This window comes from Nocardioides mangrovi, assembly GCF_020073815.1.
GTDB classification, from domain to species: domain Bacteria; phylum Actinomycetota; class Actinomycetes; order Propionibacteriales; family Nocardioidaceae; genus Nocardioides; species Nocardioides mangrovi.
Genome location: NZ_JAIQZJ010000016.1, coordinates 95,692 through 115,586, shown reverse-complemented (window position 1 = coordinate 115,586; position 19,895 = coordinate 95,692). Strand labels below are relative to the sequence as shown.

17 protein-coding genes and 1 tRNA gene are annotated in these 19,895 nt (G+C 68.8%); 13 read left to right on the top strand and 5 right to left on the bottom strand.

Annotated features, from left to right (window positions below; all coding sequences use genetic code 11):
• Positions 1 to 7: 7 nt before the first annotated feature.
• Together K8U61_RS21100 and K8U61_RS21095 are read right to left on the bottom strand one after the other, a co-directional pair.
• A complete protein-coding gene (locus K8U61_RS21100) occupies positions 8 to 799 on the bottom strand; it encodes a serine/threonine-protein kinase (protein WP_224125037.1) in 792 nt (263 codons plus the stop codon).
• A 133-nt stretch (positions 800 to 932) separates the two neighbouring features.
• Positions 933 to 1,091 carry a DUF5679 domain-containing protein gene (locus tag K8U61_RS21095; RefSeq protein WP_011754982.1) on the bottom strand — a complete coding sequence of 53 codons (159 nt, stop codon included), beginning with the start codon at positions 1,089 to 1,091 and terminating at the stop codon, positions 933 to 935.
• A gap of 194 nt (positions 1,092 to 1,285) precedes the next feature.
• On the opposite strand from K8U61_RS21095, the gene K8U61_RS21090 reads away from it, so the two are divergent.
• From K8U61_RS21090 to K8U61_RS21080, 3 genes are all read left to right on the top strand, one after another.
• Positions 1,286 to 2,089, top strand: a complete 804-nt coding sequence (locus K8U61_RS21090) for an enoyl-CoA hydratase/isomerase family protein (RefSeq protein WP_224125036.1) — start codon at positions 1,286 to 1,288, stop codon at positions 2,087 to 2,089.
• 330 nt (positions 2,090 to 2,419) lie between these two features.
• On the top strand, positions 2,420 to 3,469 hold the full coding sequence (locus tag K8U61_RS21085) for a PHP domain-containing protein (RefSeq protein ID WP_224125035.1): 1,050 nt from the start codon (positions 2,420 to 2,422) through the stop codon (positions 3,467 to 3,469).
• 9 nt (positions 3,470 to 3,478) lie between these two features.
• Positions 3,479 to 4,018, top strand: coding sequence for a M48 metallopeptidase family protein (locus K8U61_RS21080; protein WP_224125034.1), 540 nt, complete (start codon positions 3,479 to 3,481; stop codon positions 4,016 to 4,018).
• On the opposite strand, the gene K8U61_RS21075 is transcribed toward K8U61_RS21080, so the two are convergent.
• Complete coding sequence (locus tag K8U61_RS21075; RefSeq protein ID WP_224125033.1) at positions 3,946 to 4,551, bottom strand: NUDIX hydrolase; 606 nt, start codon at positions 4,549 to 4,551, stop codon at positions 3,946 to 3,948. The genes K8U61_RS21080 and K8U61_RS21075 overlap by 73 nt on opposite strands.
• Positions 4,552 to 4,558: 7 nt before the next feature.
• Complete coding sequence (locus K8U61_RS21070; protein ID WP_224125032.1) at positions 4,559 to 5,860, bottom strand: zinc-dependent metalloprotease; 1,302 nt, start codon at positions 5,858 to 5,860, stop codon at positions 4,559 to 4,561.
• A gap of 47 nt (positions 5,861 to 5,907) precedes the next feature.
• Between K8U61_RS21070 and K8U61_RS21065 the strand changes: the two genes are divergently transcribed.
• From K8U61_RS21065 to K8U61_RS21020, 10 genes are all read left to right on the top strand, one after another.
• Positions 5,908 to 6,330, top strand: coding sequence for a molybdenum cofactor biosynthesis protein MoaE (locus tag K8U61_RS21065; protein ID WP_224125031.1), 423 nt, complete (start codon positions 5,908 to 5,910; stop codon positions 6,328 to 6,330).
• A gap of 43 nt (positions 6,331 to 6,373) precedes the next feature.
• Complete coding sequence (locus K8U61_RS21060; protein ID WP_224125030.1) at positions 6,374 to 6,619, top strand: hypothetical protein; 246 nt, start codon at positions 6,374 to 6,376, stop codon at positions 6,617 to 6,619.
• Between the two features lie 44 nt (positions 6,620 to 6,663).
• Positions 6,664 to 7,713, top strand: coding sequence for a YlbL family protein (locus K8U61_RS21055; RefSeq protein WP_224125029.1), 1,050 nt, complete (start codon positions 6,664 to 6,666; stop codon positions 7,711 to 7,713).
• A 10-nt stretch (positions 7,714 to 7,723) separates the two neighbouring features.
• Complete coding sequence (locus K8U61_RS21050; protein ID WP_224125028.1) at positions 7,724 to 8,299, top strand: PPA1309 family protein; 576 nt, start codon at positions 7,724 to 7,726, stop codon at positions 8,297 to 8,299.
• A gap of 33 nt (positions 8,300 to 8,332) precedes the next feature.
• Positions 8,333 to 11,461 (top strand): UPF0182 family membrane protein, encoded by a 3,129-nt coding sequence (locus K8U61_RS21045; RefSeq protein ID WP_224125027.1) that lies wholly within the window; start codon positions 8,333 to 8,335, stop codon positions 11,459 to 11,461.
• A gap of 61 nt (positions 11,462 to 11,522) precedes the next feature.
• Positions 11,523 to 11,596 (top strand) — tRNA-Met (locus K8U61_RS21040).
• Positions 11,597 to 11,802: 206 nt separating this feature from the next.
• Positions 11,803 to 12,819 carry a tyrosine-type recombinase/integrase gene (locus tag K8U61_RS21035; RefSeq protein WP_224125026.1) on the top strand — a complete coding sequence of 339 codons (1,017 nt, stop codon included), beginning with the start codon at positions 11,803 to 11,805 and terminating at the stop codon, positions 12,817 to 12,819.
• A gap of 506 nt (positions 12,820 to 13,325) precedes the next feature.
• A complete protein-coding gene (locus K8U61_RS21030; RefSeq protein WP_224125025.1) occupies positions 13,326 to 14,684 on the top strand; it encodes a TRM11 family methyltransferase in 1,359 nt (452 codons plus the stop codon).
• 39 nt (positions 14,685 to 14,723) lie between these two features.
• Entirely contained in the window at positions 14,724 to 17,234 is a 2,511-nt protein-coding gene (locus K8U61_RS21025) for an ATP-binding protein (protein WP_224125024.1), read from the top strand.
• Positions 17,231 to 19,096 carry a hypothetical protein gene (locus tag K8U61_RS21020; RefSeq protein ID WP_224125023.1) on the top strand — a complete coding sequence of 622 codons (1,866 nt, stop codon included), beginning with the start codon at positions 17,231 to 17,233 and terminating at the stop codon, positions 19,094 to 19,096. Before K8U61_RS21025 ends, K8U61_RS21020 begins: the two co-directional genes overlap by 4 nt.
• A gap of 244 nt (positions 19,097 to 19,340) precedes the next feature.
• Here the strand turns inward: K8U61_RS21020 and K8U61_RS21015 are convergent, their stop codons facing one another.
• A complete protein-coding gene (locus K8U61_RS21015) occupies positions 19,341 to 19,877 on the bottom strand; it encodes a hypothetical protein (RefSeq protein ID WP_224125022.1) in 537 nt (178 codons plus the stop codon).
• Positions 19,878 to 19,895 lie beyond the last annotated feature (18 nt).

The following is a 19,895-nucleotide window of genomic DNA, read 5'->3' as shown; positions in this document are numbered from 1 at the left end:
GCGAAGCCTACTCGTTGCTTACCGCTCGGTCAGTTGCGGTGAGTCCGTCGGCCCAGGTGCAGCCGCAGTGCGGGTGCCGGGTCCACGGCGTACGCCGCGGCAGCGGTCCGTCGTCGAGCGCGACCTCGGCCGACCAGCTGGCCGGCGTGCGTCCGTCGAGGTGGCCGAGGAGGTCGCGGACCGCCCAGGAGACGGCCAGGGCGCGCAGCGCCGGGTCGGGCGCGGCCAGCGGGCGCCCGGCGAGCTGCTCGACCACCACGGCCCGCCGCGGATCGCGCTCGCCGCGATGCGCGTCGACGCAGCGCAGGCAGGCGGTCACGCCGGGCCGGACGAAGGGACCGACCCGGTAGCCGGCGGCGTCGGCGCTGACGACGAGGTGGTCGCGACCGTCGCGCACGTGGTCGTCGACCAGGTCGCGCGGCGGCTCGCCGTCGGCGAGGACCAGCGCGACGCCCGCCGACTCACCGTGGGCGACCGGCACGCCCGCGGCGCCCAGCAGCCGGGTCGCCTCGACGGCCAACGGACCCGCGCCCGCCACCGAGACCGTCGGCCGCGGGGGCGTGGGTGCGTCGACCTGCAGCAGGCCCGCCGCCGCGAGCGATCGCGCCAGCCACTGCGCCGCACCGGTGCGCAGGTCGAGGGGGTGTCCCGCGACGAGGTCGTCGAGGAGCGCGCGGAGGTCGGGACGGTCCGGGACGACCAGCCGCGCCGGCGGGTCGAGGCCGACCTGGAGGTGCCGGTCGTCGCGGCGGACGACGTACAGGCCGGGGCGCAGCCGTGGGGGAGTGGGTCGTCGCATGCGGGTGACCTACCCGCTCAGCGGCCCCCGCGCCGGCTCATCCACAGGCGGAGAACGAGAACGGCGGCGCCGTCCCGGTCCGGGGACCGGGGCGGCGCCGCCGTCGAAGCTCGTTGGGGCGCTGCGTCGTGCGTCAGGCCTTGCCGAGGATCCGGTTGAGGTTGGTGCCACAGACCGGGCAGACGGCCTTCGCCATCCGGGTGCCCTTGTCGTTGACCTTGACCTCGCCCTCGGCCTCGCGCTTCTCCTTGCACTTCACGCAGTAGAACTCGCCGCTCCAGGTCTCCGCCATGACGGCCTCCTTGCCTATGTCTCTTCTCGGTCGTCGCGACGGGGATTCAGGGGAAGTCCCGTCGGAAGTCCGGCAGCGGGTGCCGCCGGGCCGTCTAGACCCTACGACACGCGGGGCTGAGCGTGCGTCAGGCGCACCGTTTCGGCGTGAAACCGCTCACGGCGCGTCGCGGGGGCGGTGAGTACGTTGACCCCATGCCCGAGCCCCAGCCCGACCTCGCCCACCTGCGCCTCGAGCGCCCCGCGGAGGGTGTCGCCCGCCTCGTCCTCGACAACCCCGACCAGCGCAACGCCATGTCCGACGCGATGACCGAGTCCTGGGTCGCCGCCGTCGACCACCTCGCCGCCGACCCGACCGTCCGGGTCGTCGTGGTGACCGGTGCGGGCTCGGCCTTCTGCTCGGGCGGGAACACGTCGTGGATCGCGAGCGAGCCCGACGCGACCGTCGACCACCTGCGCGACCGGATGCTGCCGTTCTACCGCGCCTGGCTCTCGATCCGGCGGCTCGAGGTGCCGACGATCGCGGCCATCAACGGTCCCGCGATCGGCGCCGGCCTCTGCATGGCGCTCGCCTGCGACATCCGGTACGCCGCGAGCGGCGCGCGGATGGGCCTGCCGTTCGTCAAGCTCGGCATGCACGCCGGCATGGCCGGCACCTACCTGCTGCCCGAGGTGGTCGGCCCGGCCGCCGCGCGGGACCTGCTGCTCACCGGCCGGCTCGTCGAGGGCGCCGAGGCGCTCGGGCTCGGCCTGGTCTCGCGGGTCATGGACCCGGCCACGTTCGACGACGAGGTGCTGGCCGCGGCGGAAGGGATCGCGGCCACCGCACCGATCGCGACCAAGCTGACCAAGCTGGCGCTGCTCGGCGGCCACGCCGACCTCGAGCACTGCCTCCAGTGGGAGGCGCTGGCCCAGCCGGTGACGCTCGCGACCGCGGACCTGCAGGAGGGCATCCGGGCCAGCCAGGAGAGGCGCGCACCGGTCTTCACCGGCCGATGAGCCCGGGACAGTGAGGAGGCCCCCGGCCCGCCTCGGGACACCTGCCTTCCCCTTGCGGGTGTCCGTCGACGGAGCCGGGGGCCTCATCTGCGGACCACGCTAGGAGCGCGCGCCGCGGAGGGTCAATCGGAGGCCGTCCCCACCTGTGGAAAACTCTGTGGAGAAGCCTGTGGGGAACCGCGGGCACCGGTGGAGGACGCGCGGCGGGCGCGGGATCGTCCTGTGGAGGAGACCGCACGCCTCCCGGCGTACCCCGCGCTGACCAGCGAGAATGGCCGTCCACCGGGTGTGGAGGAAAGAAACTTCGCGAGGAATTCGGAGGTGGACGGCGTGTCGGAGGGGAACGACGGTGCCTCGCACGGGGGACCGGTGGCCGCGCTGCGGCGGATCGCCTTCCTGCTCGAGCGCAGCCGGGCCGACACCTACAAGGTCAAGGCCTTCCGCAACGCCGCCGCCGCGATCCTCCCGCTCCCGGCCGAGCAGGTGGCCGCGGCGGTCGAGGACGGCACGCTCACCGACCTGCCCGGCGTCGGCGCGAGCACCGCGAAGGTGATCGCCGCGGCCGTCCGCGGCGAGGTGCCGGAGCGGCTCGCCGACCTCGAGCGCGAGCACGGCGGACCCCTCACGCCCGGAGGGGCGGAGCTGCGGGCGGCGCTGCGCGGCGACCTGCACTCGCACTCGGACTGGTCCGACGGCGGCTCCCCGATCGAGGAGATGGCCTTCACCGCCATCGAGCTCGGCCACGACTACCTCGTGCTCACCGACCACTCGCCGCGGCTCACGGTCGCGCACGGGCTCAGCCCCGAGCGGCTGACCAAGCAGCTCGGCGTGATCGACGCGGTCAACGACCATCTCTCCGGCACCGGCTTCACCCTGCTCAAGGGGATCGAGGTCGACATCCTCGACGACGGCAGGCTGGACCAGACCGAGGAGATGCTGCGCCGCCTCGACGTACGCGTCGCGAGCGTTCACTCGAAGTTGAAGATGGAGGCCGCGCAGATGACCCGCCGGATGGTCGCGGCCGTGCACAACCCCCTCACCAACGTGCTCGGCCACTGCACCGGCCGGCTGATCACCGGCAACCGCGGCACCCGCCCCGGGTCGCAGTTCGACGCGAGGGCCGTCTTCGAGGCGTGCGCGGAGACCGGCACCGCGGTCGAGATCAACTCCCGGCCCGAGCGTCGCGACCCGCCCACCAAGCTCCTCGAGCTGGCCCGCGACATCGGCTGCCTCTTCTCGATCGACTCCGACGCACACGCGCCCGGGCAGCTCGACTTCCAGGTCTACGGCTGCGAGCGGGCCGAGGACGCCGGCATCGAGGCCGATCGGATCGTCAACACGTGGCCGCAGGAACGCCTTCTGACCTGGGCGAACGGCTAGGTTCAGGTCATGTCAGCCCGGCCCGAGGTGGAGGTACGCCGCTCGAAGCGGCGCCGCCGTACCGTCTCGGCCTACCGCGACGGCGACCGTGTCGTGGTGATGATCCCCGCCTCCCTCTCCCGCAAGGAGGAGGCCGAGTGGGTCGAGACCATGCTTGCGCGGCTGGAGCGGTCCGAGCGGCGGCGCAAGCCCTCCGACGACGACCTGTTGAAGCGCGCGACGTCGCTCAGCGACCGCTACCTCGGCGGCCTGGCGATCCCGGAGTCGGTGAGGTGGGTCGACAACCAGGAGGCCCGATGGGGCTCCTGCACGCCGGGTGACCGGTCGATCCGGCTCTCCGCGCGGCTCCAGGGGATGCCGTCATGGGTGATCGACTACGTGCTCGTCCACGAGCTGGCGCACCTCTTCGAGTCCAGCCACAACGACCGCTTCTGGGGCTGGGTCGACCGCTACCCGCAGGCCGAGCGGGCCAAGGGCTACCTGCTCGGCTGGTCGGCGGCCGCCAAGGTCGACCCGCCACCGAGCGAGATCGACGGCGCGGTCGACTGACGCTCGCGCGCCAGCTCGACCAGCTCGACCAGGTCCGCCTCGGGGTCCGGCAGGTCGCCGACCGGCCACCAGCGCACGTCCAGCGACTCCTCGCTCACCGCGTGCGCGGCGCCCGCCGGCGCGACGGCCACGAACCGCACGTCGAGGTGGTGCACCTCGCCGTACGGACCGCAGAAGGGGACGGCGTGCTCGCTCAGCTGCACCGGCACCGGGTCGAGCACCAGCCCCTCGAGCCCGGACTCCTCGGTCGCCTCGCGGAGCGCGGCACCCGCCAGCGTCTCGTCACCGGGCTCGCAGTGGCCGCCGAGCTGGAACCACCGCTGCGCCTTGGCGTGCAGGGTGAGCAGCACCTCCCGACCGGCCCCGTCGACGACGAGCGTGCTTGCGGTGAGGTGGTCGGGCGTGCAGGAGCGGTCGAGCCCGTCGGCGTGGGCGCGCAGGTGGGCGACGTACCGCTCGCGCAGCGCCTCCTGCGCAGCGGTGGGCGCCCGCCAGGCCTCGAGGGCCGCGAGCGCGTCCGCGTGGAGGCTCACTCGCTGGTCACTGGCCGTCGAGGAGCTTCTTGAGCTCGGCGTCGAAGTCCTCGTCGCTGAGCTGCTCCGGCGCGCCGGCGTCCTCGCGGAAGCCGAGCGGGTCGTCGAGGTCGGCGGCCGAGGGCAGCAGGTGGGGGTGCATCCAGACGCCGTCGCGGGCCTCGACACCCTGCCGCGTGCGCAGCGAGCCCCACAGGGTCGAGGCATCGCGGAGCCGGCGGGGGCGCAGCTCGAGACCGACGAGGGTGGCGAAGGTCTGCTCGGCCGGACCGCCCGCGGCGCGGCGGCGGCGGAAGGCCTCCTGGAGCCTGGCGGCGCTCGGCATCCGCTCGGCGGTGGCCTGGCCGACGACCTCGTCGACCCAGCCCTCCACGAGGGCGAGGGTGACCTCGAGGCGCTGCAGCGCGGCGTCCTGGTCGGGGGAGCGGGGCAGGTCGAAGAGGCCGCCCTCGAGGAGCTGCTGCATCGACTCCGGGTTGGTCGGGTCGATGCCGCGCATCTGCTCCTCCATCCGGGCCTGCATGCCGGCGGCGTTGATCTCGATGCCGCGGGCGTAGTCGGCGACCGCACCGATGAGGTGCTCGCGCAGCCACGGGACGTGCGCGAAGAGGCGCTGGTGGGCGGCCTCGCGGAGGGCGAGGTAGAGGAGCACGTCGTCGTCGGACACGTCGAGGTCGGCAGCGAACTCCGCGACGTTGGCGGTCACGATCGCGGCCCGGCCCGGGGCCGCGAGCGGCAGGCCGATGTCGGAGCCGCTGAGCACCTCCGAGGCGAGCGTCCCGAGGCCCGAGCCGATCTGGGAGGCGAGCATGCCGCCGACGGCCTTGCCGAGGATGCCGAGGATGGGGCCGGACATCGCCTGGGCGTCGTCGGGCAGCGCGCTGCCGAGGGCCTGGACCGACGACTCGGCGATCGGCTCGATGAGCACCTTCCACACGTCGGTCGTGCCGACGATCCACTCCGCGCGGCTCCACGCGGCCGTCGAGGAGACGCCGGACGGGAAGCCCGTGGTCTCGTCGAGCCAGTGGTCGGCCAGGCGGACGGCGTCCGCCACGGCGTTCTTCTGCCGCTCCGTCGGCGACGGGTCGGGGGACTGCGCGACCGTCTTGCGGGCCAGGTCGAGGGCGAAGTCCCAGTTGATCGGGCCGTCGTGGGGCTGCATGAGGAACTGGAGCTGTCCCATGAGCGCGTTGAGGTCCGGCATCTGGCCGCCGCCGGCGACGCCGCCGAGTGCGCCGAAGAGCTGCTCGAAGGGCGTGCCCTTGAAGGGGTTCTGGCCGCCGTCGGGGGAGCCGGGCTGGTCGCTCATGCCTCAACCGTACGCGGGTGGCGGTTGCATCTTCTAAGGTCTGGCGGGTGACCGCCGTACGACTCGTGGACCTGCGTGAGGAGCCGCTCGACGTGGCCGAGGTCGTGGCTGCGCTCGACGACGACGCCTCGGGCGGGCTGACCCTCTTCGTCGGGCGGGTGCGCGACCACGACCAGGGCCAGGGCGTCCTCGGACTCGACTACTCCGCGCACCCGAGCGCCCTCGACAAGCTGCGCGAGGTCTGCGAGCGGGTCGCCGCCGAGCACGACGTCCAGGGCGTCGCCGCCGTGCACCGCACCGGCTCGCTCGCGATCGGCGACATCGCTGTCGTCGTCGCGACGACCGCCGCCCACCGCGGCGATGCGTTCGCCGCGTCCCGGGCGCTCATCGACACCCTCAAGGCCGAGGTGCCGATCTGGAAGCACCAGCGCTTCAGTGACGGCTCCGACGAATGGGTGGGCACGCCGTAGGACCTCCCCGGCGGGAGCCGTCCGGGTCCGTACCCTCCTCGGTGTGGAGATCCTGCTCTGGCTCGTGCCGTCGGCCGTCGTCGCGGTGCTCGCCATGCTGTGGGTCGCGTGGGTCGGCCGTGAGGGTCGCGGCGAGGTCGACCGCGAGGTCGCCGTCCGCCGCCTCGCCGGCGCCCTCGAGCCGGACGCCCGCAAGCGCCGTCGGCCCGCGCCCGGGTACGCCGCGCCGCAACCGGACCGCGATCGCAGCACCGGCGTGGCCGTCCGCCCCTCCCGCCGCGCGTCCTGAGCCTGCCGGGCCGTCGCTTGCCAGCGTTTGAGAGGCTTGGCCGCATGACGCAGCGCACCCTCGCCGGGCTCCTGGCTGTGCCGCTGCTGATCGGGCTGTGGGTGGCGGCCGCGTTCGAGTCGCTGCCCTACGTCACCTACGAGCCCGGGCTCACCGTCAACGTGCTCGGCACCAACGGCGACGGGGACGAGATCATCCAGGTCTCGGGGCACAAGACCTACCGCGACGACGGCGAGCTGCGGATGACGACGGTCTATGTCTCCCAGCGCGACGCGCACAACACGATCTTCGAGCTGATGCACGACTGGATCAGCCGCGACGCCGCGGTCTACCCCCACGACGCCATCTACCAGGAGGGCGGCACGCAGGAGTCGGACAAGCAGGAGGGCCAGGCCGAGATGACCTCCTCGCAGGACGCCGCGACCGCGGCCGCGCTGACCGACCTCGGCTACCACGTGACCGAGGCGGTCGTCGCCGACGTCAGCAAGGACTCCCCGGCGGACGGCGCGCTCGAGAAGGGCGACGTGATCACCAAGGTCGACGGCGAGCAGGTCGCCAACGCCGACCAGGTCGTGGTGGCCGTGCAGGGCGCGCCGGCCGGCGAGACGCTGCACCTCGTCGTACGCCGCGACGACGAGACCGAGAAGGTCGACGTGACGCCCGAGCAGGTCGACGGGCACCCGCAAGTGGGGGTGCAGGTCGGCACCCAGACCACGAAGTTCCCCTTCGACGTCACCGTCGGGATCGACCCGACCATCGGCGGCCCGAGCGCGGGGCTGATGTTCTCCCTCGGCATCTACGACACCCTGACGCCGGGGTCGCTGACCGGCGGCAAGACCATCGCCGGCACCGGCACGATGGACGCCGCGGGCCACGTCGGCTCGATCGGCGGCATCCAGCAGAAGATCGTCGGGGCCCGCAACGCCGGCGCCGAGCTCTTCCTGGTGCCGGCCGAGAACTGCGACGAGGCGCTGGGCGCCCCCAACGGCGACATGCGCCTGGTGAAGGCCACGACCATGCACGACGCGCGCGAGTCGGTCGAGAAGTGGGTGGCCGACCCGAACGCCGACCTGCCGAGCTGCGAGGACTCGTGAGGGACCAGCGATGAGCGAGTACGAGCCCGAGCTGCCCGGCTTCGACGACGTCGACCCGGCGCTGGCCGCCGCGGTCCTGGAGATCGAGAGCCACATCGCCGCGTCCGGCTGGGACCAGCCGGCCCGGCTCTACGCGCTGGTCGACACCCGCGCGCTCGCCGCGGCCGAGCCGGCCCTGGCCGCCGCGATGGGGCTCGACGACAGCTCGGCCGAGGGGTCGCTGACCCCGATCGAGCAGGACCAGCTCGCGCCCGAGCGGCCGCTCGAGGTCGCGCTCCAGTCGATCAGCTGGCCGGCCGAGGTGGTCGGCTGCGCGGCCGTCGTCGAGCGGCTCGTGCTGCCGCCGGACGCCGACCAGCACATCCCCGAGGACCCGGCGTCGGCCGAGGAGTTCGCGCGCGAGCACCCGGACCGGCAGGAGGTCCGGATCGTGGCCGGCGTGACGCGCGCCGGCGCGACGTACTGCGCCCTGCGGCTGCGCGCGCACGACGACGACCAGTCGGTCGTCGGCGGCGCGGAGCTCGTCCCGGGGCTGCTGGAGCTGCTGAGCGCGACGCTCGAGGACGAGCCGGAGCAGGGCACGTGAGCCGGACCGCAGGACAGGTAGGAGAGACCTGGCATGAGTGAGCTGTTCGACGAGGACCCGCGCGACACCCCGCCGCCACGGTCGGGCTCCCGGCGGTCGCGGGCCCTGATCATCACCGCGGTGGTGCTCGTGCTGGCCTTCCTCGGCCTCTCGACCTTCGCCAACATCTACACCGACCGGCTCTGGTACAAGTACGGCGGCTACTCCAACGTCTTCAGCACCCTCTTCTGGACCAAGACCGGACTCTTCCTGGTCTTCGGCGCGCTGATGGCGGTCGTGGTCGGCGTCAACGTCTACCTGGCCTACCGCTTCCGGCCGTTCTTCCGGCCCAACTCGCCCGAGCAGAACGGCCTGGACCGCTACCGCGACGCGATCACCCCGATCCGCACCTGGCTGCTGGTCGGCATCTCGGTCGCGATGGGCGCCTTCGCCGGCAGCTCGGCGATCGGGGAGTGGCGCGACTACCTCCTGTGGCGCAACGGCGGCGACTTCGGCACCGATGACGCCTACTTCCACAAGGACATCGGCTTCTACGTCTTCGACCTGCCGTGGCTCCACTACCTCGTGGACTTCGCCATGGCCGCCCTGGTGATCGCGCTGATCGCGGCCGCGATCGTGCACTACCTCTACGGCGGGATCCGGCTGCAGGCCACGCGCGACCGGCTCTCCGGCGCCGCGCAGGCCCAGCTGTCGGTGCTCCTCGGCCTCTTCGTCCTCGCCAAGGCCGGCGACTACTGGCTCGACCGCTTCGACCTCGTGCACCAGTCGGGTCCGCTCATCACCGGCATGACCTACACCGACGACCACGCGGTGCTGCCGGCGAAGAACATCCTGCTCGGCATCTCGATCATCTGCGCGGTCCTCTTCTTCGTGAACGTGTGGCGCCGCACCTGGCTGCTCCCGTCGGTCGGCCTCGCGCTGCTCGCGGTCTCGGCGATCCTGCTCGGCCTGATCTGGCCGGGCATCGTCCAGCAGTTCCAGGTCAAGCCGTCGGAGGCGGACAAGGAGGCGCCGTACATCCAGGCGAACATCGACGCCACGCGGGCGGCGTACGACCTCGGTGACGTGACGACCGAGGACTACTCCGACGACACGAGCAGCAACGACGCCTGGGCGAGCGTGCTCTCCCAGACCAAGTCGGTGCCGCTGGTCGACCCGCAGCTGGTCAACAAGACCTTCCAGCAGCAGCAGCAGGGCCTCGCCTACTACTCGGTCGCGCCGGTCCTCGACGTAGACCGCTACGACGTCGACGGCACCGACCGGGCAGTGGTGCTCGGCGTGCGCGAGCTCGACCAGGACAACATCAGCAGCAACAGCAAGAACTGGTCCAACCTGCACACCGTCTACACCCACGGCAACGGCATCATCGCCGCCTACGGCAACCAGCGGCCGGCCGACGACGGCGCGGAGGTCAACAGCGGCGGCAACGACGAGGCGACGGCGTGGGCGGAGGGCCTCAACGCCAAGCAGCGGTCGCTGCGCAGCGCGACCGGCGACTACGAGACCCAGGTCTACTACGGCGAGGACAGCCCGGACTACTCGATCGTGGGCAAGGCCAGCACCGACGCCGCGGACGTCGAGCTCGACCTCGACCTCGACGCGTCGACCGCGGCGGAGAAGCCGTCCGACGACCAGAGCAGCGACGACTCCTCCTCCACCGCCGGCACGGGCGCCACGACCCGGACGACGTACGAGGGCAAGGGCGGCGTGCCGGTCGGCAGCTTCTTCAACAAGCTCATGTACGCCGTGAAGTTCGGCGAGCCCAACTTCCTGCTCTCCGAGCGGGTCAACGCCAACAGCAAGGTCCTCTACAACCGCAACCCGCGCGACGCGGTCGAGAAGGTCGCGCCGTGGCTGACCATCGACGGCGACGCCTACCCGGCGATCGTCGACCACAAGATCGTCTGGATCCTGGACGGCTACACGACGACCGACCGCTACCCGAGCTCGCAGCGGGAGTCCTTCGCGACGATGACCGACGACTCGCTGCAGGACACCAGCGGGCTCCGCACGCTGCCGACCGACGAGGTCAACTACGTGCGCAACGCGGTGAAGGCGACCGTGGACGCCTACGACGGCACCGTGACGCTCTACGAGTGGGACGACCAGGACCCGATCCTCAAGGCTTGGGAGGGCGCGTTCCCCGGCACGGTGACGCCGAAGTCGGAGATCCCGACCGACCTGCTCAGTCACTTCCGCTACCCCGAGGACATGTTCAAGGCGCAGCGCTACCAGTACGCGCGCTACCACGTGACCGACCCGGGCGACTTCTACCAGGGCAACGACCGGTGGGAGGTCCCCGAGGACCCGAACTCGGTGGACCGGCACCTGCAGCCGCCGTACCGGCTCTTCGTGAACAAGGAGGGCGGGACCAGCACCGAGGCGACCGACCCGTCGGACGTGTGGTCGCTGACCTCCAACTTCGTGCCCTACGGCAAGAGCAACCTCGCCGCGTTCGTGTCGGTCGACTCCGACGCCACGGACAACGACAACTACGGCAAGATCAAGGTCCTCAAGATGACCGACGGGCAGACGCCCGGACCCGGTCAGGTCGCCAACGACTTCTCCAACGACCCGGACGTGCGCGACGAGCTGCTGCCCTACCAGAACAGCGGCAACCCACCGCAGTACGGCAACCTGCTGACGCTCCCGGTCGACGGTGGCCTCATCTACGTCGAGCCGGTCTACGCGTCCCGCATCGGCACCACCGGCAGCTACCCGGTCCTCACCTACGTGCTCGTCTCGTACGGCGGCGAGGTCGGCATCGGCTCGACCTTCACCCAGGCGCTCGACGACGCGCTCGGCGGCAGCGGCTCGAGCACCGGCGGCGGCGACAACAGCGGCTCCGGCAACAACGGGAACAACGGGAACGGGAACGGCAACAACGGAGGCCAGACCGGCACGATCCGGGAGCAGATCACCGCGAAGCTCCAGGCCGCCGACGCGGCCTTCCAGGCCGCCGACGCCGCCCAGCGCAACGGGAACTCGGTGAAGTGGGCCAAGGAGATGGAACGCGGCAAGAAGCTCGTCGAGCAGGCGCTCGCCCTGTCCGACCAGCTGCCGGAGAACTCGGGCGGCTCGGGCGGGTCCAGCACGCCCGGCGCGTCCGAGACCCCCAGCACCGAGCCCAGCTCCTCGGAGTCGGCCAGCCCGTCGTCCTGACGGGCTCGGCCGACCCCGATTTGGCGCGCCCCGGGCCGGTCTGTAATGTTGTGTTCACCGACGCGGGGTGGAGCAGCTCGGTAGCTCGCTGGGCTCATAACCCAGAGGTCGCAGGTTCAAATCCTGCCCCCGCTACAAAGTTTCAGGCTCGGAATCTACGGATTCCGAGCCTGAAAGCATTTAGAGACTTGATCAGCTGTCCACAAACGGCCGCGAAAGTCGGACACTGCCTCTGCTGCCCGGCACAGCAGGACCGCTCTCCGCAGGCTGAGCTGGCTGAGCTAGGCGATCTGGCTGATCTGGGTGACCTAGCGGGGGAGTGCGGGTGTTCGCCTGCGGTCATGACCACACCCCGCATGCAGCCCCCTCGCATCCAGTTCACCGCCACGGCCACCTCGAGCGTCCCGGCTCCGAGCGAAGCCCCCGCTGTCGGGACGAGCACCCTCGAGCCGAGTGCTGCCGGCCTCGCAGCTCTGATCCCCGAGTGGCAGCTCGCCATGCGCGCCGAGAACAAGGCCGCCGGAACGATCAAGCTCTACGCCGAGGGGGCCCGGCGCTACCTAGCCTGGTGCCAGACCACTGGCCTCGCCCCGATGGTCCGGACGTCGCTGCAGACCTGGATGGTCCACCTCCTCCAGCGCGGCAACACGCCCGGGACCGTCCGGACCCGGCACCAGGCCGTCCGGCGCTTCACCCTCTGGGCCATCGCAACCGGGACCCTGCCCGCCGACCCGTTCGCCGGCATGAAAGGACCCGTCCACCGGCAGAAGCTGGTCACGCCGCTGAGCGACGACGAGCTGCGCGCCCTGATCCGCACCTGCACCCACCCCACCTTCCGCACCGACGAGACCTTCCACCACCGCCGCGACGAGGCCATCATCCGGCTCATGCTCGAGACCGGCATCCGCATCGGCGAGGTCACCGCCCTGCACACCGACGACCTCGACCTCCCCGGCGGCCGGATCACCATCCGGCACGGCAAGGGCGGCCGAGGCCGCGTCATCCCCGTCGGCCCCGCCACCACCCGCGCCCTCCACGCCTACTTCGACCTGCGGCTGCAGCACCCCTCGGCCGACGTTCCGACCCTCTGGCTCGGCGCCCGCGGCACCCGGTTCGGCTACGACGGCCTCAGCAAAGCCCTGCGCCGCCGCGCCACACTCGCCGAGATCACCGGCTTTCACCCCCACAAGCTCCGCCACACCGCCGCCCACCGCTGGCTCGCCGCCGGCGGCTCGGAATCTGGACTCATGGCCATGGCCGGCTGGACCCGCACCGACATGCTCATCCGCTACACCCGAGCCACCGCTGCCGAACGCGCCCGCGCTGAAGCTGCGCGACTCAACCTCGGCAAACTCTAGAACGGGTGCGAGGCTTTGCGTCCTGCCCACCTAGAGTGATGCGCGCCCGAATCTGCAATGACGCAGCCCGTCGAGGTCCCACCTGACGCGAGAGTCGCCCAGGCCGAGAAACGTGCTGTGTTAGGTGCCCGGGCGCCGGCTGCGACTAGTCACGGGTACCGAGCTGCACGGCGCGTCGCAACTCGTGAGTGCGGTAGCGAGCGTGCCTGGCCGCCGCTGAAGTGGAACGAGAGACCTGAGCTGCAACGAGTTGAGCGTTGAGTTGGACGTCCTGCGGCCTCGTCGAGGCTGTGCCGGAGACCTCGCCAACCAGCCCGAAGTCACCTACCCGCAGAGCGTGAGGGCATCGATGACTCCAACGCGCGACACGCGTTGATTTCATGTTCCGTCAACCTTCCTTTAGATAGAGTCAACTTGACCTGCAGGTACCGCCGGTCAGACGTGCAGTTTCGAGAAGCCGCGGCGGCTCCGGCCCCGCGGCTTTGACCTGGTCAAAGGAGGATGCAATGGGCACCACGACGTCGCCTGCGGCCAGCGCGCTCCGCGACCGCCTACTCAAGCCATTGGCCAGCGACCCCGACTACTGGACATTCGCCGCTGATAGTCGACGGACCATGGGCCATGCGCTGTTCAACTACCCAGCCATGATGGTGCCCCAGGTCCAAGGTGCCCTCCTGGACGCATGGATCGCGACGGAGAAGCGACGGCAACTTGTCGTTGATCCGTTCGCTGGCTCCGGCACCGTGATGACGGAATCCATGCTGCGCGGCCTCGACTTCCGCGGCGTCGACATCAACCCGCTCGCCGTCTTGCTGTTGCGTGTCAAGGCTCGGCCACTCAAGGAGCAGACGCTCCGCAGAGCATTGGCGGACATCTGCGCGACTGTTGCGCGCGACCGTCGGACCGACATGCTCACCTTCCGCGGCCGGGCGAAGTGGTTCTCTGACCCGGTGGCCATTCAGCTCACCAAACTCCACCGTGCCATCGCGTCCGTTGCAAGTCGAGACGTCCGGCGCTTCTACTGGGTGTGTCTCGCCGGGACTGTGCGGCAAGTCAGCAACTCCCGCACCTCGACTTTCAAATTGCACGTGTACGAGGCATCGGTGCTGGAGCAACGCTCGGTTGATGCAGTTATTGAGTTCGAGAGGATCGCTGACGAGAACGTCACCGAAGCGACGGCGCAGCGGGATCAGCTGGTCAGTGCTGACATGGTGGCGCGAAATGGCCATTACGCCGGCGAGATCGGTACCCGGTTGGCCGATGTTCGCTCGCTCAAGACACCAGCCGTTAAGGCTGATCTTCTGATGACTTCGCCGCCGTACGGGGACAACCGAACCACTGTGCCGTACGGCCAGTACGCCTTCTTGCCGCTGTCCTGGATCGACCGAGCAGATCTCGACGGCGGTGACCGACTCGCCGACCTCATCGCGACTCCATACCGAACGGATGTGGCCAGTCTGGGGGGCAAGGCGGGGCCTGATGTGCTGAAGCGGGTTACCACGCTTGGGGCCAGCTCCGATGGGGTCCGGATCACTGCCAAGCTGTTGCAAGACCTGCCTGGCGACGGGCTGCGGCGATTTTCCACGTTCGTGTGCGATCTCGACGACGCGATGATGGCGATCAATCGTCAGTTGCGCGCCGGGGCGTTTCAGTTCTGGACGCTTGGCGAACGAAGCATCTCTGGGAACCGGATCCCGACGACGCAGATCGTGACTGAACTCGCGGCACGCCACGGTTGTGCGCACGTCGTGACACTTGCGCGGAACATCCCTAACGGGCGCAAGCGCATGGCCATCCGAAACGACACCGTCGGCACCATGCGAGCCGAGTCGATCCTCGTGCTGCAGGGCGCCCTATCCTCATAACGCCGCATCCGAGCGCTGGCGACTCTCTAGTCTGATCCCATGGCCAACCCGAGCAGCGACGGACGTACCGACGGCCTCACATTGTCGGTCCATCCGTCGGTTGTTTTTCGGCTCGGCGAGGAGATGATCCAGGATGACGTACAAGCGATCGTCGAGCTCGCCAAGAACGCCTACGACGCGGACTCTGCGAGTGCTCGGATTGTGGTCGATACCCAATCACTGACGGCTGTCGATGGCAGGTCCATCGATTCGCCGAACGATGCCGACGACGGCGGAGTCTTGCGGGGGGAGATCGAGGTCAGAGACCGCGGCACCGGCATGACTCGCGAGGAGATCATCCAGAGCTGGCTCACCGTGTCCGGTAGCCAGAAGCGAGATCTGAAAGCCAAGGGCAAGACCACAGCCAAGAAGCGCACCCCTGTCGGCGACAAGGGGCTGGGTCGGCTCGGGACGCAGCGGCTCGGACGGGTGCTGGATCTCTACACCGTCGTTAAGGGGAGCGGCGTCGCCCACCGATTGACGATCCCCTGGGATGAGTACGCGTCGGCGGACCGGCTCGACAGCGTCAAGTTCACGCTGACCTCCGAGCATGCTGGCCGCGACGAGCACGGCACCACGCTAAAGATCCGTGGTCTGCGCAGTCCCGACAGCTGGCATGGCCCGGATGGCGACGAACTCGAGCGACAGCTCGCGGCCATGATTTCCCCATTCGGGAACCGCGGGTTCAAGGTCAGTCTGAACATCGACGGCCAGGCAATCGATCTCCGTGAACGACCCCGTGCTGTGCGCGCCAACGCCATGCTCCGGTACGAACTGGACTATCGACACCGGGTTCTCTCAGTGTCCGGGACGATGACGCAGGACTACTTCAGGCCGGATCGGAGTGGAGCTGACAAGCGCGCCACGTATGAGCAAACCATCGCTGCTGATCGCGGCGCAGCCTTTCTCGATTGGCTGCTCACGAACAAGCAGGACCAAGTAGCCAGCCTGGGGGTTCGAGCGGATCCGGATGGCTACATCGCCTTTGACGCGCAGTTCGCTCTCGCGGACATGGATGGTGTGCCCAGGAGCAGCGGAGAACTGATCGACCCAGGCCCGTTCTCGGGCGAGATCGACATGGTGCGACTCCGCGACGACGTGCCGTCGGTCTTCGACTCGGCCAGCGACTACCGCGCCTTCCTGAAGGAGATAAACGGCGTCCGGATCTACCGAGATGGCTTCGGGATCCCCGTCTCGCGGGACTGGCTGAACCTCGCCTCCCGGTGGACGACGGGGTCATCGTTCTACAACCTCAGACCTGAGAACATCATCGGCTTCATCGACCTGAGTGCCGCTGACAATCCCGGCCTTGAAGAAACAAGCAGTCGTGAGAAGTTCCGCGACACCCCGGCCCATCGCAGCTTCCTGACGATCATGGAGCGCTGGCTGAAGTACACCGACAACGCGCAGTCTTTCGTACGCCGCAGCTATAACGACTACCTGCGTGAACTGGCCGCTGCCCAAGCGGACGTTCCCGCCGAGTCCACGCCGACTGTGCTGATCGAACAGACGGACCAGCAGGATGTTCAGACCGGCGTTCTCCTGACGAATCTCCAGGCTGCGCGTGGCGCTGCGCTGTCTGCGCTCACCGCAGCCGAGAGCCAAGAGGAGAGCCTCGGAGAGTCCCTCTTTCCGGAAGGAACCAAGTCCCTCCACGACGCCGCGGAACAGATACGCGCGGTGTTGTCGACCATCGATCAGCTGTCGACAGACGTCGAAGGCTTGCGGGCTACCTACGGCCGGCAGCGAAGCGCGCTGATCGTGCTTCGCGAGCAGTTCGACGCCGTCCAGGGACAGCTGTCGGAGGCCTGGGAGACGGTTGCCTTGGGATTGACGGCCGAAGCCCTTTCGCACGAGGTCAGCCAGATCACCGATCGTCTCCGCCGCCGTACCCAGGCAATGCTGCGTGGCCTCAAGCCACCGATCCGTGAAGTGACCGTGCGGACCTATGCGGAGCACGTTCTGTCCTCGACGGCCGCGCTCACCCGGCAACTCGGGCACTTGAACCCCGCCCTTCGCTACCGTCGCGAACACCGCGAGCAGGTGACAATGTCAGTGGTGCTCAAGGAGATCGCGACGCATTTCAATACGCGTTGGGATGATCTGGGCTACAACATCAACATGGCGGTAACGGTGAAGGACGACTTCACCGTCAGCATCAACCCTGGCCGACTCACGCAAGTCCTTGACAACCTGATCCTCAATAGCGAGTACTGGATCCGGAGCCTGCAGACCGCTGAACCGGGTCGCGTCACGATCATGGTCGACCGGCCAAGCCTGGTCGTGTCTGACAACGGACCCGGTATCGACCCGAGCCTTGAGGGGCTGATCTTCGACCCGTTCGTGTCGGGCAAACGTCGGAACGGGCGCGGTCTGGGGCTCTTCGTGATTCGTCAGCTTCTTGAACCCGAGGGTGCGACCGTCGAGCTCTCGCCCGAGCGCAGCAGTGATGGTCGGCGTCGGGACTTCGTCATTGAGTTTGGCTCGTCGAAAACGCAGGAGCTGGCGTGACCGAATCTGTCGTCGAACAGCCGAGTCTGCTTGACGCTGCTCGCGACGCTGTCGCTCCTGTCCTGGATCTCCTGGGTATTGAGCGAGTCATCGGCGTCGACGACCAGAACATGCTTGACGAGGGAAACGATCCATACGACGCGGACACCGTGGTCGCGCAGCTGCAGAGCGGCATGCTGCCGTTGGCGGACTTGGTTGCTGACTCGGTGCTACGCGCGGTCTTCACGGACGACGATGGCGAGGTCGTCGACCTCGATGAGGCGGTTGACATCGCGCGGGGTGGTGACCTGCCGAAACCCGCGCAGTCACGGTTGGCCGAGCTGTCCCAGCTTGCCGAGGTCGACGACGACACACCGGGACAGGTCGACCCGGTTGATGTCACCGACGTCAGCAGCCGGCCAGCCTTGGAAGCGATCTTTCGTGACCACGGGTTCGAGTCCTTGACGCTCGCGCAGTGGCAGGCAACGGGCAGCGCCTCGCTGGATCAGAATGGACCGACGCTCGTACTCGTCGACCGGGACTTCTCCCGCGAAGGGGGAGCGACTGACGCGGGCGACCGCGTGGTAGCCGAACTGCTCGCGCGGTCCGACGTTGACCGGACATGGTGCTGCTTGCTGACTCACTCAGCACAGGACGAGGACGACGAAGAGCAGCTCGAGCGTGAGATAACGGCTGCCAACGACCTGCAGCCGGGGGCGCTGGTTGTCCTAAGCAAGCCGCAGCTCGATGCCGATCCAGAACGGTTCGCGATCCGCCTTCTCGGTGTGCTGTTTCGCCAACATCTCTCCACCATGCGAGAGGTCCTCGGAACGGCGCTGACCGCCGGACATACCGCCGCTGCCGAGCTGCTTGCCAAGACCACGGACTTCCAGCTCCTCAGCATGTTCGCGGCCGCGATCAAGGAAGGCGTGCACGAACCAGATCACGTGCTGCGACCGCTGCAAGCCGTGGCGCGACGAGCGATGAGCGAAGCCGTACGACCCGCGGACGGCACTCGGGACACCCTCGCACCGATGCATGAAGCGCTCGCTCTCAACATGGGTTCCAGCGGTTTGAGGCCAGACGACGTCTCAGCGATCGAGGCTCTGGAGCTGTTCGACTCTGCCAGCTTCTTGTCGGGCACCGTGCAGCCGATTGAACCCGGCGACATCTTCCAGATCGTCAACCCGGACCAGGTGCTCCTCGGCAAGAAGCCGGAGAGCCGGTATCACCTCATCCTGCTCGCGCAGCCATGCGACGTAATGGTGCGGAGCGACGGCAGTCGCGGCAAGAACGTCTCGCCCTATTGGCTGCTGGCCCGGGTCAAGTCATTCGACCCGACGAAACCGGCAGACCTGAAGGAGCAAGACCGGCCCGAGAACGTAGTGCTGCCGTCGTTCCTGGATCTAAAACCGCGGATGATCAAGCTCGCCGAGATTGTCCACGTGCCGGTTATCGCGCTCGATATGTGCGCCTTCGATTCCCACGGCTACAGTCGGCTCAAGCTTGGCAAACTGCCACCGTCCCGGGCTTCGTGGGCATGGACGAAGCGCTACGAGACACTCACTGCCGCAGTTGACGAGATCCTGCAGGGTGCCAAGACTGCGAATCTCAGCCGGCTGAAGCCGACGAGCGCGGCGTTGTTGACTAAGGCGTTGACGGGGTGCCTGGACTCGCCTCCCGATGTCCCGGAGAAGCAGGTCGTATCCGCCCGGATCGGCATCAGAAGGCGGACCGTTGCATTCGGTCTAAAGCGGATTGGGCATCTCAACGACGCGGCAACCCGGTCCCTGCTAGTGCAGGCGACGCATCATCAAGGCCGTCCCGCTGACGAAGCTGCGCTAGTGATCGATCCGATCACGGGCGTGCCGACCGCTGGCTAGATCACCGGGCGCTCGACTACTCGACCTCCAGGCGTCTAAAGGTCGAGACGGCGGGCGTCTGCAAGGGTTCAGGCTGGCCATGTAAACCATTCGCCGCCAGGCGCCATGAGTGAGCGCCGAGCGATCGCGACTTCTTGGTTGTCGACGAGAACGGTAGGACTCGCTTCAGTAGCGTCTTGACGCGTTCGCCTGGCTCTGGGGCTACGCCACCTCGGACCGGCGGCGGTGCTCGGCACGCCTCGGCCTATCGCCCGACGGCAACCCAATCGGCGTTACCCAGGTCCAGGTCTGCGCGAGCCTCTGGGCCGAGCACGGTCAGAGTGATGCCGGTGCCGTCGCCTCCGAGCGGCGGCTCCGCAACTGCCGCCATGAATCCGTAGTCCCCGATGAGGCCAACAGGGTTGCTCTCTTCGTGACCGTCTTCCGCCTTGGTCATCAGGTACACCCCAGAGGTGTCGGACGAGTTCGGGTACCGGTCGATGACTGCGCCGATGAGGACGTAGCCGTGGTCGGCGTGGAGGAGAGTCAGGGAGTCTTCCTTCAGCGTGTCAATGCTGTAGGTCCCGGGCTCGTTGAGGGTGGAGTCGACCACATTGCCGTCCACTACTCCGCGGGCGCACACGAGTCCCTTGGACCCAGATTTCACCCAGACTGCGACTAGGTCCTTAGTGTCAGGGGTCAAGGCAATGGTTGTGTCGATGTCTCGCGACGCGACGCCGAGTTCTGCGCGGCAACGGTCTTCCGTTGCCAACCGGTCGGTGTCCGAGAGCTTCACTGTCACGGCAGTCTTTTCGGTCTC

Coding starts and splice junctions, on each gene's coding strand:
- K8U61_RS21035 (WP_224125026.1), top strand. CDS start 11,803: ATGACCACACCCCGCATGCAGCCCCCTCGCATCCAGTTCACCGCCACG.
- K8U61_RS21095 (WP_011754982.1), bottom strand. CDS start 1,091: ATGGCGGAGACCTGGAGCGGCGAGTTCTACTGCGTGAAGTGCAAGGAG.
- K8U61_RS21100 (WP_224125037.1), bottom strand. CDS start 799: ATGCGACGACCCACTCCCCCACGGCTGCGCCCCGGCCTGTACGTCGTC.
- K8U61_RS21090 (WP_224125036.1), top strand. CDS start 1,286: ATGCCCGAGCCCCAGCCCGACCTCGCCCACCTGCGCCTCGAGCGCCCC.
- K8U61_RS21070 (WP_224125032.1), bottom strand. CDS start 5,860: ATGAGCGACCAGCCCGGCTCCCCCGACGGCGGCCAGAACCCCTTCAAG.
- K8U61_RS21030 (WP_224125025.1), top strand. CDS start 13,326: ATGGGCACCACGACGTCGCCTGCGGCCAGCGCGCTCCGCGACCGCCTA.
- K8U61_RS21045 (WP_224125027.1), top strand. CDS start 8,333: ATGAGTGAGCTGTTCGACGAGGACCCGCGCGACACCCCGCCGCCACGG.
- K8U61_RS21055 (WP_224125029.1), top strand. CDS start 6,664: ATGACGCAGCGCACCCTCGCCGGGCTCCTGGCTGTGCCGCTGCTGATC.
- K8U61_RS21080 (WP_224125034.1), top strand. CDS start 3,479: ATGTCAGCCCGGCCCGAGGTGGAGGTACGCCGCTCGAAGCGGCGCCGC.
- K8U61_RS21025 (WP_224125024.1), top strand. CDS start 14,724: ATGGCCAACCCGAGCAGCGACGGACGTACCGACGGCCTCACATTGTCG.
- K8U61_RS21050 (WP_224125028.1), top strand. CDS start 7,724: ATGAGCGAGTACGAGCCCGAGCTGCCCGGCTTCGACGACGTCGACCCG.